The 14,440-nt window shown below is 74.7% G+C and carries 12 protein-coding genes; all 12 read right to left on the reverse strand.

What is annotated here, in order from left to right; translation table 11 throughout:
- Positions 1-25: 25 nt before the first annotated feature.
- The gene (locus OHA86_RS33955) at positions 26-829 is read right to left on the reverse strand and encodes a thioesterase family protein (protein ID WP_329181549.1); all 804 of its coding nucleotides are present in this window, start codon (positions 827-829) and stop codon (positions 26-28) included.
- Positions 830-914: 85 nt separating this feature from the next.
- A complete protein-coding gene (locus tag OHA86_RS33960) occupies positions 915-1,760 on the reverse strand; it encodes an HpcH/HpaI aldolase/citrate lyase family protein (protein ID WP_329182661.1) in 846 nt (281 codons plus the stop codon).
- A 95-nt stretch (positions 1,761-1,855) separates the two neighbouring features.
- On the reverse strand, positions 1,856-3,022 hold the full coding sequence (locus OHA86_RS33965; protein ID WP_329182662.1) for a CaiB/BaiF CoA transferase family protein: 1,167 nt from the start codon (positions 3,020-3,022) through the stop codon (positions 1,856-1,858).
- Between the two features lie 145 nt (positions 3,023-3,167).
- A complete protein-coding gene (locus OHA86_RS33970; protein ID WP_329181551.1) occupies positions 3,168-4,097 on the reverse strand; it encodes a ribokinase in 930 nt (309 codons plus the stop codon).
- Positions 4,094-5,854 (reverse strand): ADP-ribosylglycohydrolase family protein, encoded by a 1,761-nt coding sequence (locus OHA86_RS33975; RefSeq protein WP_329181553.1) that lies wholly within the window; start codon positions 5,852-5,854, stop codon positions 4,094-4,096. Before OHA86_RS33975 ends, OHA86_RS33970 begins: the two co-directional genes overlap by 4 nt.
- Positions 5,851-6,996: an ADP-ribosylglycohydrolase family protein gene (locus OHA86_RS33980; RefSeq protein WP_329181555.1), complete on the reverse strand. Its 1,146-nt coding sequence runs from the start codon at positions 6,994-6,996 to the stop codon at positions 5,851-5,853. The genes OHA86_RS33975 and OHA86_RS33980 overlap by 4 nt, the downstream gene beginning before the upstream one ends.
- Positions 6,980-8,632, reverse strand: coding sequence for an ADP-ribosylglycohydrolase family protein (locus OHA86_RS33985; protein WP_329181557.1), 1,653 nt, complete (start codon positions 8,630-8,632; stop codon positions 6,980-6,982). The genes OHA86_RS33980 and OHA86_RS33985 overlap by 17 nt, the downstream gene beginning before the upstream one ends.
- Positions 8,629-9,726, reverse strand: a complete 1,098-nt coding sequence (locus OHA86_RS33990) for an ADP-ribosylglycohydrolase family protein (protein WP_329181559.1) — start codon at positions 9,724-9,726, stop codon at positions 8,629-8,631. The genes OHA86_RS33985 and OHA86_RS33990 overlap by 4 nt, the downstream gene beginning before the upstream one ends.
- Positions 9,727-9,896: 170 nt before the next feature.
- Complete coding sequence (locus OHA86_RS33995) at positions 9,897-11,219, reverse strand: ABC transporter substrate-binding protein (RefSeq protein ID WP_329181562.1); 1,323 nt, start codon at positions 11,217-11,219, stop codon at positions 9,897-9,899.
- On the reverse strand, positions 11,219-12,130 hold the full coding sequence (locus OHA86_RS34000; RefSeq protein ID WP_443071936.1) for a carbohydrate ABC transporter permease: 912 nt from the start codon (positions 12,128-12,130) through the stop codon (positions 11,219-11,221). Before OHA86_RS34000 ends, OHA86_RS33995 begins: the two co-directional genes overlap by 1 nt.
- Positions 12,127-13,080 carry a carbohydrate ABC transporter permease gene (locus OHA86_RS34005; RefSeq protein WP_329181563.1) on the reverse strand — a complete coding sequence of 318 codons (954 nt, stop codon included), beginning with the start codon at positions 13,078-13,080 and terminating at the stop codon, positions 12,127-12,129. Before OHA86_RS34005 ends, OHA86_RS34000 begins: the two co-directional genes overlap by 4 nt.
- Positions 13,077-14,165: a LacI family DNA-binding transcriptional regulator gene (locus OHA86_RS34010; protein ID WP_329181565.1), complete on the reverse strand. Its 1,089-nt coding sequence runs from the start codon at positions 14,163-14,165 to the stop codon at positions 13,077-13,079. The genes OHA86_RS34005 and OHA86_RS34010 overlap by 4 nt, the downstream gene beginning before the upstream one ends.
- Positions 14,166-14,440 lie beyond the last annotated feature (275 nt).

Consider the following 14,440-nt stretch of genomic DNA (forward strand, 5'->3'; position numbering starts at 1 on the left):
CTCGGCGGGTCCGGCGCCGTACCGCTCAGCGCTCGGTGACCAGCAGTGTCTGGAGGATCCGCCCGCACTCGCCCGCCGGGTCGTGCAACTCGCCGTGCGCCAGGCCCGATCCGCCCGGCGCGGCGGCGGTCGCGGACCGCAGGCACAGCCATTCGCCCACCGGATCGCGGTGCAGCGCCACGGTGACGTCGGTGTTGATCACCAGGCCGGCGCGGTGGTCGAGCTCGAAGGCGACCGCCCAGCTGGTGTCCGCCACCGTCAGCGCCCGGGTCAGCGGTGTGTCCGCCTCGCCCGCCACCAGCGGGATCCGCTGCCGCGCCCAGACCGTACCGGGTCCCGGGGTGTCGAAGCCCGGCTCGGCGGCCCCGGGCGCGCCCGGCGGGAAGCGCCACTCCATGGCGGAGACGTAGCCGTCCGGATACGCGCCCGCCATCGTCTGCGGCGGCTGCGGACCCGGCACCGGCGGTACGGGCGGCAGCGGGCTCAGGCCGGGTGTCCCGGCGGGGGCGGCGACCAGCCGCCAGGCCCTGGCCAGCAGCACCGTTCTGCCGTCGGAGGTGATCCGGCCCTCCAGCAGCTCCGTACGGCCGCCCGCGTGCACCGTCGTCACCTCCACGTCGAGGTCACCGACCGGCACAGGGCGCGGCAGGTCCAGCGTCACCCGGGCGATCCGCATCCCGGTCCTGGCGCCGTGGCGTTCCATCGCCCGGCCGATGAGCGCGGACGGCGGGCCCGCGTGCTGCGTCTTGGGACCCCACGGCCCCGCGGTCGCCGGGCTGCTCTCGTACCGCCCGCCGCCCAGACTCCGGTAGAACGCCTCACTGGTCACTGGTGACTCCTCGGCCGGGGATGCTCGGCGCCGATCGTAGCGAGCGCCCGCCGGGGTACGGCCCGCGGGCCGTACCCCGGCCGGCTCAGGCCATCGTCTCCGCCCGCGACGCGAGCGCCAGCACCCGCTGGGCGCCGGCCACCACCGCGGGGTCGATGAAGCGCCCGTCGGGCAGCGCCAGCGCGCCGGGCGACGCGTCGGCCGCCGCCACCGTCTCCCGGGCCGCGGCGATCTCCGGCTCCGACGGCAGATACGCCTGCTCGATGACCGCCAGCTGGCGCGGGTGGATCGCGGCCCTGCCCAGGAAGCCCAGCGCCCGGCCGCGCCGGCAGGAGGCGGCGAGCCCCGCCAGGTCGCGCACGTCCGGATAGATCGACTGGGCAGGTGGCGCCAGCCCCGCCGCGCGGGCCGCGACCACCGTGCGCACCCGGGGCCACGCCAGCGCGTCCTCGTCCGCGAGCCCGAGGTCCGCCCGCAGGTCCGCCTCCCCGAGTGCGATTCCGCGCACCGCCGGGTCGGCGCACGCGATGGCGAAGGCGTTCTCCACCCCGAGGGCCGACTCCAGCAGCGGGAAGAGCCCCGGCAGGTCCCCGCCGCCGAGGGCGTCACGCAGCATCCGCACCACCCGGCCGACGTCGGCCGGCGAACCGACCTTGGGCAGCCGCAGCCCGCCGAGCCCCGGCAGCCCGGCCAGCGCCGCCAGGTCCGCGGCGAGCCACGGGCCGTCCAGCGCGTTCACCCGGACATGCACGGCCGCGGGACCCGCGACCGGTTCCGCCAGCAGTTCGGCGGTCGCGGCCCTGGCGTAGTCCTTGCGGTCGGTCCCGACCGCGTCCTCCAGGTCCACCAGCACCACGTCGGCCCCCGACCGCAGCGCCTTGGCCACCACCTCGGGCCGGTCACCGGGCGCGTACAGCCAGGTCAGGACGATCCCGGCCCGGCCGCCTCCACGCGGCCCGCCCGCGGCCCGCTCGCCGCCGGGGGCGGGCACCGAGCCCGTCACCGCGGTGGCGAGGACCTCGCGGGTCACAGCGCGCCCTCCTCGCGCAGCGCGTCGATCTGCGGTGCGGTCAGGCCGAGTTCGGCCAGCACCTCGGCGGTGTCCGCGCCGTGCGGGCGGCCGGTCCAGCGGATCGCCCCGGGAGTTTCCGACAGCCGGAAGAGCACGTTCTGCATCCGCAGCGGGCCCAGGTCCTCGTCCTCGACCCGCGCCACCGTGCCCAGCGCGCGGAACTGCGGATCGGCGACCACGTCGCGCACGTCGTAGACCGGGGCGACCGCTGCCTGCGCCGACTCGAACGCGGCCACCACCTCCTCCCGGTCGTGCCGCCCGATCCACTCGCCGACCACCTTGTCGATCTGCTCGGCGTGCGCGGCCCGCCCGGTGCCGGTCGCGAACCACGGCTCGTCCGCGAACTCCGGGTGCCCGACCAGCCGCAGGACCCGCTCGGCCACCGACTGCGCCGACGACGACACCGCGAGCCAGCTGCCGTCCGCCGTGCGATACGTGTTGCGGGGCGCGTTGTTGGCCGAACGGTTGCCCATCCGGGGCTGCACATAGCCGAGTTGGTCGAACCACAGCAGCTGCGGGCCGAGCACCGCGAGCATCGGCTCGATGATCGCCATGTCCACCACCTGCCCGGCGCCGGTACGGTCGCGGCCCGCCAGCGCGGCCATCACCGCGTACGCGGTCGCGAGCCCGGCCACCGCGTCGGCCAGCCCGAACGGCGGCAGCGTCGGCGGCCCGTCCGGCTCGCCGGTGGTCGCGGCGAAACCGCTCATCGCCTCGGCGAGAGTGCCGAAGCCCGGGCGGCCCGCGTAGGGGCCGAACTGGCCGAAGGCGGTGACCCGGGCCAGCACCAGCCGCGGATTGGCCGCCGACAGCTCCTCCCAGCCCAGGCCCCACTTCTCCAGGGTGCCCGGGCGGAAGTTCTCGATGACCACATCGGCGGACGCGACCAGCTTGAGCAGCACCTCGCGCCCGCCGGGCGTGGACAGGTCGACGGTGACATTGCGCTTGTTGCGGCCCAGGTGCTTCCACCACAGGCCGACGCCGTTCTTCCCCGGGCCGTGGCCGCGGGACGGATCCGGCTTGCGCGGGTGCTCGACCTTGATCACGTCGGCGCCGAAGTCGCCGAGCAGGGTGGCGGCGCCGGGGCCGGCGAAAAGCGTCGCTAGATCGAGCACCCGCATTCCGGCCAGCGGGCCTGTCGCCGGCGGGGCCGTCGCGGGATCGGTGGCGGTGCCTGACGGGTGGGCGGGCTCGGAGGCCGCCTCCTGCGGACGGGGATGGTGCATGGGTCGTACCTCTGTTCCGGTGTTCATGAGGGTGGGTGCGTTACGGATTGCGGTGCGCGGCGGCCGCGCGGGCGTCGATGGCCGCGCGGTCCGGCATGGACGAGGAGGCGCCGGGGTGCTCGACGGACAGCGCGGAGGCGGCCGTCGCCCAGCCGAGCGCGTCGGCGACCGCCCGGCCCTCGCCGAGAGCCACCGCCAGCGCCCCGACGAAGGTGTCGCCCGCCGCGGTGGTGTCCACCACGTCGGCGGCCAGTGCGGGCACGGCCAGCGGCTCCCGGCCGCGTACCGCGTACAGGCAGCCCGCCGCGCCCAGCGTGATCACCACCTCGGGCACCGCGTCGAGCAGCACGCGGGCCGCCTCGCGCGGGTCACGCGCACCGCTGAGCGCGGCGGCCTCGTGCTCATTGGGCACCAACAGGTCGGTGACGGCGAGCAGTTCGTCCGGCAGCGGCTGGGCGGGAGCGGGCGTGAGCACGGTACGCACGCCGTGCGCCCTGGCCGCCCGCGCCCCGGCCAGCACACCGGCCAGCGGGAGTTCGAGCTGCAGCAGCAGCGCGCCCGCCGCGCCGATCGCGGCCTCGTCCTCGGACGTCAGCTTCGTCACCGTGCCGTTGGCGCCGGGCACCACCACGATCGCGTTGTGCCCCTCGCCGTCCACCACGATGTGCGCGATGCCGCTCGGGCCCGGCACCGTACGCAGTCGGCCGGTGCCGACGCCCGCGCCCTCCAGCGCGGCACGCAGCCGCCTGCCGAAGTCGTCCTCGCCGACCGCGCCGATCATCGCGACCGCGCCGCCCGCCCGCGCGGCGGCGATCGCCTGGTTGGCGCCCTTGCCGCCGGCGACGGTACGGAACGACTCCCCGGTGACGGTCTCGCCGCGGGCCGGTGCGACCCGGACGTAGGCGACCAGGTCCATGTTGGCGCTGCCCAGCACGGCGATCCCGGCCGGTGTTGCGGTCGATGCGGTCATGAGCTGCCTTCCTGCGGGAGGACCGCGAGCGCGGCGGTACGCCGGGCGAGCGTGTCGAAGCCGATGCCGTCGAGCCCGCCGACCGTGGTCGACAGCCGGTTCTTGAGCGGGTCGGTCCAGCGCCCGGGCAGCGCGCCGGGCGAACCCGCGAGCAGCCCGGCGACGGAACCCGCCGTCGCCCCGTTGGAGTCGGTGTCCCACCCTCCCGACACCGCACGGGTGATGGACCCGGTGAAGTCGCCGTCCGCATGGGTGAGCGCGGCGGCGAGCAGACAGGCGTTGGGCAGTACGTGCACCCAGTGGTGGTCGCCGTACGCCGCGTGCAGCGCGTCCACGACCTCGGCGAAGCCGGCGGGCGTACCGGTCGGCTCGGCGCGGGCCGCCGCGATGCCGAAGCGCACCGCCCCGGCCAGCCGCGACTTCGCGGGCACCACGTCGAGCCCGGCCGCCAGGCAGCCGTGCACGTCGGCGCCGCCGCCCGCCGCCCGGGCGATCACGGCGGCGGCGAACATCGCCCCGTAGACCCCGTTGGCGGTGTGCGTCAGCACGGCGTCGCGCCACGCCTCGTCCCCGGCGGCGGCCGGATCGCCGGGGTGCGTCCAGCCGTACACATCGGCCCTGATGAGCGCGCCGATCCACTCACGGAAGGGATTGCGCCGGGTGGCGGTGTGCGGCGGCTCGACCCCGTCCAGCAGATTGCGGTACGCGACCCGCTCGGCGGTGAAGGTGCGCCCCGCCGGGAGTTCGGCCAGCCACAGCCGCGCCACATCGGCGGTGCCGAAGCCGTGGCCGTGGGCCTCCAGCAGGAGCAGGCCGAGCAGCGGGAAGTTGAGGTCGTCGTCCTCCGGCATCCCGTTGATGTTCTCGGCCAGTGAGGTGGGCCGGCTGCGGCGGTTCCACGGATGCCGCGCCGCGACGGCCGGATCGAGGCCGATCCCGGTGAACCAGTCGTCCAGCGGCCAATTCCCGGTCCCGGCCGCGATCGCCCGGATACCGCCGAGCGTCAGCTTCTCCACCGGCTTCCCGAGCAGGCACCCGGCGGCCCGCCCCAGCCAGGCGGCTTCCAGCCGGGTCACGAGCGCGGCGCGGGCCGCGTCCGGGGCGACGGCGCTGCCCGCGCTGCCCCCGGGGAGGAGGCCGCCCACGGGGTCGGCGGCATCCGGCACGTCGGTGCGGCCCGGAACGACTGCCCGGCCGGGCGTGCTCCGGTCGGCTTCGGCTTCGGCTGCCGGTGTCACGCCGCCCGCCGGCGGTGCCGGCGCTGCCCGGCCGTCCGCCGTCCCGGCCGGGACGGCGGACGGCTCCGAGGCCTGCCCTGCCGTGGACGTGGTCGGCGCGGCGGCCTGGTCCGCCTGGTCCGCCTCGGATCCGGAGGGCGCTGCGGCCTGTCCCAGCACGGACGTGGACAGCTCCGTGGCCTGCCCCGCCACGGACACCGACAACAGCCCTGTGGGCCGCCGAGCCGGGGACGTCGCGTGGATGGCCGCGAGGGCGGTCGGCTCGTCGGGGGCCAATGGGCTGATGCCGGACGCCAGTTCGTCGAGCAGGGACTCGGCCAGGGTGCGCAGGACCGGGGGGGTCGGGCCGGGGGAGGCGCCCGCACGGTCGGGGGCGAGAGCGCCGCCCGCCGCGAGCCAGCGGCGCCGCACGTCGGCGGCGTCGCGGCCGTCCTCCGCCGCCTGGCGCAGCTCATGGCCGAGCAGGTCCTCCGGCTGGACCCAGGTCAGCCGCAGTTCCTCCGCCGCAGGCGTCGTCATCGCCCTCCCGCCAGAGCCGTGAACGCCGTCTCATGAGCGCGGCGGCGTTCGGTGTCCCGGGCGAAGATCTCCCGGGTGACGGCGCTCAGTTCGGCGGCGGGAGCGTACAGGTCGAGCCGGCTGGCCCGGCCCACCTCCGCGCTCCATTCGGCGGGCACCGCCGCGGTGCCGCCGAGCGCGCCGGCGATCGCGCCGCTCATCGTGGCGATCGAGTCGCAGTCCCGCCCGTAGTTCACAGAACCGAGCACCGCGGGCTCGTACGCGCCGCCGCCGACCAGCAACATGCCGAGCGCGACCGGCAGTTCCTCGATGGCGTGCAGCCGGGACGGCCGCCTGGCGCCGAGCGAGGGCTCGCGGTAGCGCGGCCCGACCGTGTCGAAGGGCGCGACCGCCTCCCGCAGCGGCCCGAGCGCCTGCTCCCAGTCGTCGTACGACGCGGCACGCTCGCACACCGCCTCGATCGCGGCCCGCGTACCGTCCTTGGCGAGCCCCAGCACCTCGTCCACCACGCCCGCCGCGGTGGCACCCGGCACGAAGGCCGCCGCCACGGCCGCGGCGAAGACCCCGGCCGCCTCGCGCCCGTACGACGACTGGTGCGGCGCCGCCACCTCCAGCGCCTCCGCGTAAGCAGCCGCCGCATTGCCGGCGTTGACCACGCCGACCGGCGCCATGTACATCGCCGCACCGCAGTTGACGATATTGCCGACGCCCGCCTCCCTCGGATCCACATGGCCGTAGTGCAGCCGGGCCACGATCCACTTCTCCGCCAGGAAGATCCGCTGCAACGGCAGCGCCTCGGCCTCCAGTTCGGGTATCCACCGGGGCGTGGTGATCAGATCGGGCACCAGGTGCTCGGCGATGCTGTACGCGTCCAGGTGGTCGCGGACCTTGGCGTAGACCCGGACCAGCGCCTGCGTCATCAGGGTGTCGTCGGTGACGTGCCCGTCACCCTTGTGGTAGGGCGCGATGGGGCGTGCGGTGCGCCAGTCCTCGTGGAAGGGGCCGACGATGCCGCGCACCCGGCCGCCGTGCCGTTCGGCGATCTGTTCCGGTGTCCAGCCCTCGACCGGGCCGCCGAGGGCGTCGCCTACGGCGGCGCCGACCAGGCAACCGGCGATGCGGTCCTCAAGCGTCAGTTTCATGGGTTCCGAGTCCTTCCCCAACGGTGACGGCGGGTTCGATGGCGGCCAGCCGTCCGGCCAGCTCCACGAGATCGAGACCGGCGAGACGCGGCAGTGCGCAGCCGGCCAGAGTTCTGCAAGCGGCCCGCCACGAGGCGGGCAGGGATCGCGCGCCGCCGAGCGCGCCGGCCAGCGCGCCGGCGAGCGCGGGCGCCGAGTCCGCGACCCGCGACAGGCACGCGGCGGCGGGCACCGCCTCGTCCACCGCGCCGTCACTGGCCAGGACCAGCGCGAGTGCGACCGGTACGGTGTCGGCGGCGGCGATGCCGTAGCTGTAGACGTGGTCGATGATCTGGTGTTCCAGCAGCGGGATCAGGCCGAACGCCTGTCCGCGGCCGTGGCCGCCCGCCGCCTTGGCGGCCCGGGTGAGCGCCACCGCGTGCTCCGCGTTGCGGGCGATCTCCGAGCCGGGCGGCAACTGGCGCAGCGCCGCCGCCACGCAGTCCGCCGCCGTGGCGCCGACCAGCGCGAGGGCGACGGCGGCGGCCATCGCACGGGCGCCGTGCACACCGTCCTCGTCCTGGGTGTAGCGCGCGTCGTATTCGGCGAGGTCCGCCGCGGCCGCGGGGTCGCCGGGGTGGACGACTGCCAGGACGCAGGCCCGTCCGCAGGCCGCGTCGTCGAAGAAGTGCGGGTTGTCGTGGCCGGTGGCCGGCGGGCGCAGGCCGGTGGCGAGATTGCCGAGCCCGGCGCGTACCGAGATCCTGGCCCGCAGCGGGATCACCGCGGACTCGACCTCGGGCGCGCGGGCCGCCGCCGTGGAGATCTCGGCCGCCAGCGACATCCAGGCCAGGTCCACCGCGGAGCGCACCCGCCGGTCGCGGCTGAGGTCGCTGCCCATCGCCCCGCGCGAGGCGAGCACCGCCTCGGCGGTGAAGGCCGCCCACTCGGCGTCGTCGGACGGGCCGAGCCGCAGCGGCTCGGGCGGCTGGTTGAGCGCGATCGGCACCGGCAGGGTGGTCGTCTCGTTCTGCTCGGCGAAGGTGTCCAGCTCCCGGGTGAGGCGCCGGGTCCACTCGGGCATCCGCGCCGCCCGGTGCCGGGCCGCCGGCCACCCGGCGGCGTCCCCCGCCGCGAGCCCCAGCAGCATCCCCTCCACCCGCGAACGCAGTTCGTCGCCCCCCACCGGCCCCGCCGTATCGCGTGCGGCGTCCCCCGTGCGACCGGGGCGCCGCACGCCGGTACGCGCCGGGACGGGTACCTCGGCCCGTACCGCTGGGAGCGGGTCCTGCGGTTGGCCGGGGGGCGGGGTGTCGGGGGGCGGGGCCTGGCCTGGCACACGCGCCTGGTGCGGCGGGAGCGGATCCGGCGGCTCGTACGGCTCCGGGGTGTCGGCGGACGGCGTCGGGGCGGCGCCGGGTACGCCCGCCGGCTCCGCCCGGATCGGGTCCGGCGGCCGGCTGTCGGCGTCCGGGGCGCCCGTGCGGGACGCGGGGATCAGGGGCGGCGGCGGCGCCGCCGTGTCGGTGGTGGTCGCGGCGGTGTCGGCGCTCAGGGCGTCCGCGGCGCCGGTGCGGGACGCCGGGATCAGGGGCGCTCCCGGGTCGGTGGTGGCGGCGGGCGGGTCGGCCGGGACCGGGCCGGGGGTTCGCGTCATGACGCTGCCCGGCCGGTGCCGGTGTGCCCGTCGGGGGAGAGCAGGTCGGCGATGTCGTGGACGTGGTAGCCGGCCATCGCGGGCAGGCAGCTGCCGCGTACCTCTCTGACGACCCGCGACCAGCGGGCCGGGATGGCCGACCAGCCGCCGAGCGTACCGGCGAGCGCGCCCGCCACCGCGGCGGTGGTGTCGGCGTCCCTGCCCATGTTCACCGCGGTGAGCACCGAGCCGGTGAAGTCGCCCGCCGCCAGGGCGAAGGCGCCGAAGGCCAGGCCGACCGCCTCGGGCGCCAGGTCGGTCCACGGGTAGCCGCCGATGACGACCGCGGCGCGCAGCGCGCGCTCCCGGTCGAGCACCGTCAGGTCCGCGTCCAGCCTGACCCGGCGGGCCACCGTCACCGCCCGCCGCAGCGAGCGGGCGGTCCAGGAGTCCTCCGGCACCACCGACAGCGCCGCGGTGATCACCCCGGCACAGTCCCCGCCGCCCATCGCCGCCGCCACCCCGGCCGCGACGGCCTGCCCGCCGTAGATCCCCTCGCCCTCATGGCTGACCGTGCCGTCGATCGCCACCAGCCGGGCGGCCTCGGCGGGCCGCCCCGCGGCGAAGACACCGCAGGGCGCGGCCCGCATCGCGAGGCCGTCGCTCCAGGCGTGCCGGTGCTGTGCGGTGATCGGCGAGGCCAGACCCCGGCGCAGATTCTCCAGGGTGCCGCGTTCGCTGAAACCCGCGCCCTTGAACGGGCCTTCGTCGCGGTCCGCGATCCACACGTGCCAGGCCGTCTCGACGTCGCCTGCGGTGAGCGCGGAGCCGTGTCTGGCCAGCAGCAGGCCGGACAGGATCGCGTATTCGGTGTCGTCGGTGCCGGCCGGGTCGTCGGTGACGAAGTCCTCGATACGGCCCCAGCGCTTGCGGATCGCGGACGGTTTCATGTTCTCGGCCGGCGCGCCCAGCGCGTCACCGACGGCGAGCCCGGTGAGCGCGCCGCGCGCGTGGTCGCGGGGGGAGCCGGGGGCCGGGGCGGGTCTGCGGATGGCGTGGGGGGACGGGGTCAGATACGGGCCGGAGGTGTCGGGTAGGGCGGGAGTTGTGCTCATGCCGTGCCATTTCCTGGTGAGTCATGCTGTGTGGTGCGTGCGTCCGCCGTGCTCCTGCGCCCCGGCCGGCGGCGGTCGCGGCGGCGGACGTAACGCGGCTCCGGGCATGTCCGTTGCTCCTTGTCGTCATGGCGGGTACGGGGGCGGGCTGCACGGTCGGCGGTGCGGCCTCAGGTGCGGTAGCGGTCGAAGACCCGGTTGCCGTCGCGCACCAGCTTCTTGCGCAGCGTGTCGAGGCCTATGCCGCCGCTGAAGAACTGCTGGAGCGCCGGGGTGGCGACCTTGTCCGACCACTCGGGATAGCCGCGCCGGCCCAGCGCCGGGGACGCCACCAGGTGCGCGGCCACCGACATCCCGGTGTTCCAGCCGAGCTTGTCCGTGGTGATCGACGGGTCGCGCAGGGCGTCGGTGCCGGTCGGGGCCATCCAGTCGCCCCTGGCCAGTTCCACCAGATGGTCGGTCCGCGTCATGAAGTCGATGAAGGCCGCCGCCGACGCCTTGTGCCCGCAGTCCTTGGACACCGACAGCGTCTGCGGGCTGACGCCCTGGGCGCGCCCGCCGTCCGGGGCGCCGGCGCCGACCGGCAGCGGCAGGGTGACCCAGTCGAAGTGGGCCGGCGCCTGCTGCTGTATCTGCTGCCGGTAGGACAGGTTGAGCGGCAGCATCGCGTAACGCCCGGCGAAGAAGCCGGGCAGCGCGTCGCCGCCGCTCATGCCCAGCGCGGTGGCGGGCGCCGACCTGTCGGCGCCGACCTGGCGGCGTACCAGCTCCGCGAAGGCCGAATCGGCCTGTTCCAGGCGCACTTCGGTACGCCCGTCGTCCTTGCGGTAGAGGATCCGGCCGCCGGTGGTCAGCGCCAGATTCAGCGTCACGCTGACCGGTGAACTCATCGGCCAGGCGATGCCGTAGCGCTCGGCCGAGCCGCCGCCCGTGTGCGACAGCTCCTTGGCGATGTCCTCGAACTCCTGCCAGGTCCAGGGCTTCGCGGCGTCCGGCAGGCCGATGCCCGCCTTGGCCAGCAGGGTGCGGTTGGCGATCAGGACCCGCGGCTCCTGGAGGAACGGCACCCCGTAGAGCCCGCCGCCGACGCGGGCCATGTCCCAGACCGCGGACGGGATACGGCCGCGCGTGGCCGCGGGCAGCAGGGGCGCCAGGTCGGCGAGGTAGCCGCCGGAGCCGAAGTCGGTGAGGTCGTTGCCCTCGTCGTGGATGATGTCGGGCGCGGTTCCGCCCTCGAAGGAGGTGAGCAGCTGGTCGTGGACGTCGTCCCAACTGCCCTGCACATAGCGGACCTGCACCTCGGGGTGCTGGTCGTTCCACTGCGCCACCAGCGCCTTGTTGGTCTTGACCGACTCCTCCTGCCAGGCCAGTGACAGGAAGTCCAGGGTGGGCACGCCCGCCCCGGCCGACGAACCGCAGCCGGACACTACGGCGGCGGAGCCGGCGGCAGCGGCGGTGGCCGCGGCGCCGGTGAGCAGGCTGCGGCGGCGCATCAGCCCTTCACCGCCCCGGACAGCATGCCGCCGACCAGGCGCTTTTGCAGCAGCGCGAAGAAGACCAGGCTGGGAATGGTGGCGAGCACCGACGCGGCGGCCAGCGGGCCGAGGTCCGCGGCGCCCTCGGCACCGGTGAAGTGGGTGAGGATCACGGACATCGTCTGCTTCTCCGGCGACTTGAGCAGGACCAGGGCGAAGAAGAACTCGTTCCAGGAGGTGACGAAGGCGAACATCAGCGTCGCGACCAGCCCGGGTGTCAGCAGCGGAAGGACCACGCTGCGCAGCGTCCGCAGCCGGCTGCAGCCGTCGATCGCCGCGGCCTCCTCCAGCGACACCGGCACCGCTTTGACGTAGCTCTGCAGCATCCACAGCACGAAGGGCAGCGTCCACACCACGTAAACGACGACCAGGCCGGCCCGGGAGTCGATCAGGTGCAGATTTTTCAGCACCATGAACAACGGGATGATGATCAGCACCAGCGGGAACATCTGGCTCACCAGGATCCACCCGGTGCCGGCCCGGCTGACCGCGCCCTTGAAGCGCACCATCGCGTACGCGGCGGGCACCGCGACCGCCACCGAGACCAGCGCGGCTGCGCCCGCCACCAGCAGGCTGTTGAGCGCCGCGTGCAGCAGCGGCTGCTCGTCGAGCGCGGTGCGGAAATTGCCCAGCGTCGGATGCCTGGGCAGCCAGGTCGGGTTGACCGAGCCCAGTTCCCGGGGCGATTTGAAGGCGGTGGACACCAGCCACAGCAGCGGGAAGGCCAGGAAGACCAGGTAGCACAGCAGCGCCGCGTACTGCCCGGTCCTGCCCGCGCGGCGGCGCGCATCGCGGCGGGTGGGCCGGGGCAGCGGGCGGGAGGCGGGCTGCGGGGCGGCCTGTTCGGGTGCGGGGACGGCGGCGCTCACTGGTCGGCCTCCTTGAGACGGTTGCGCAGGAAGACGGTCAGCAGCACGGCGATCACCGCGATCATCACCAGGCCCATGGCCGCCGCGTAGCCGAACTGCCCGTAGCGGAAGGCCTCTTCGTAGGCGAAGAGCATCGGCAGCCGGGTCTTGCCGCCGGGGCCGCCGCTGGTCAGCACGAAGACCAGGCCGAAGGAGTTGAAATTCCAGATGAAGTTCAGCGCGGTGATGGACAGCACCACCGGTTTGAGGGTCGGCCACGTCACGGTGGTGAAGCGGCGCCAGAGCCCGGCCCCGTCGATACCGGCCGCCTCGTGCAGTTCCACCGGTACGTTCTGCAGGCCGGCCAGCAGCACCACCGTGGTCTGCGGCATGCCCGCCCATACGCCGACCACGATGACCGCGGGCAGCGCGAGCGACAGGCTGGACAGCCAGTCGGTGTGGCCCGACGTCAGATGCAGGTGGCGCAGCGTGTTGTTGAGGATGCCCGCGTCCGGGTTGTAGACCAGCCGCCACATGATGCCGACCACGACCTCCGGCATCGCCCACGGCACCAGCGCCAGGGTGCGCGCCAGCCAGCGGAAGCGCAGGTTCTGGTTGAGCAGCAGGGCCAGGCCGAGCGCCAGCAGCAGCTGGATCGCGGTGACGCAGACCGCCCAGACCAGGCCGATCCTGAACGAGTCCCAGAACAGCGAGTCGAGCCGCAGATCCGCGAAATTGCGCACGCCGGTGAAGGACGTGGACCGCGTGACGCCGGACTGGGCGTCGGTGAAGGCCAGCGCCATCCCGTACACCAGCGGTCCGACGCTCAGCACCAGCACCGGTATCAGCGCGGGCAGCAGCAGGAACCAGGCGTCCCGGTCCAGGCCCAGCATCCGGCGGCGGGCGGCCGTCGTACGCGGCGGGGGAGTGCCGGCGCCGGGCCGCGGCTGGGTGGCCGTCGCGGCGCTCATGACGCGCTCACCGCCACGGTACCGGCGCCGGCCCGAGCCTGTCCCGCGGCGGTACGCGAGCCGGTCGCGGCCCGCGTGCCGGTGGTGGACTCGCGGACCACCAGGCGGGGCGCGACCGTCTCGCAGCGCACCTCGTGGTCGCCGCCCTCGAGGCGGGCCACCAGCATCTCGGCGGCGAGCCGCCCGCGTTCGGCGGAGCCGAGGTCCACGCTGGTCAGTGCCGGGTGGCCCGCCCTGGCCAGCTCGCTGTCGTCCATCCCCACCACCGCGAGGTCGTCGGGTATCCGCAGGTCGCGGTCGTGCGCGGCATGGGCGGCGCCGAGCGCGAGCTGGTCGTTGGCGCAGAAGACGCTGTCGATGCCCGGATGCGCGTCCAGCAGCCGGTGGGCCGCCCGCGCCCCGGCCTCGATGCCGAAGTCGGTGGTGACGGTGAGCGCGGGGTCGGGGGTGATGCCCGCCTCGCGCAGCGCCGTCTCGTAACCGATCCTGCGGTTGCGGCCCGGCACGGTGTCGGCCGGGCCGTTGATGAACGCGATCCGCCGCCGGCCGCACTCCATCAGATGCCGTACCGCCAGGGCGGTGCCCGACACCGAGTCGGCCCGCACGCTGTCCACGGCGGTCGCGTCGGGCAGCGACCCGATGACGACCACAGGGAGGGCGGCGCGCGCCAGCACCTCCAAGTGGGCGTCGGTCACCCGTATCGGGCACAGGATCAGCCCGTCGCTCGTACGGTCGGCGAGGCTGCGCACCACGTCCAGCTCGTCCTCGGCGACCGCGTCGGTGGAGTGCAGCAGCAGCCGGTAGCCCAGCGGCTTGGTGACCGCCTGTATCTGCCGGACCATCGAGACATAGGCCGGATTGCCCACATCCGGCATGGCGAACGTCAGTTGCCGGGTACGGCCGCCCTTGAGGGACCTGGCCACGCCGTTGGGCACGTAGCCCAGTTCGGCTGCGGCCTGCTCAACTCGCCGGACGGTGTTGGGACGAGCCCCGTGACCATTGAGAACGCGCGAGACCGAGGCGATGGACACCCCCGCCCGCGCGGCGATGGTCTCCACGGTCGGTGGTCCGCCCGAAGTCGTCATAGTCGTCCCCTTGTTGTCCGACGGCAAACTGTAAACGTTTACAGAACCATCCTTCGTCGACCCCTCGTTGGGGGAGTGGTTTCCGCAATGTTGCGCGGGAGTTTCACTGACGGTCAATTGATTGTGGCCTGAATCACGCCCCGGAGGGAAGCGTTCAGGAAAATCCTGTCCGCGACGTGACCGGCGGTGGATCACAACCGGCCGTCGTACCGGCTTTGTTGACGGCCCGACAGAAGCCGCCCCGGTCGCGGCAGACCGGTCCGCGACCGCCCGCG

Origin of the sequence: Streptomyces sp. NBC_01477 (assembly GCF_036227245.1) — a bacterium.
GTDB lineage: Bacteria > Actinomycetota > Actinomycetes > Streptomycetales > Streptomycetaceae > Actinacidiphila.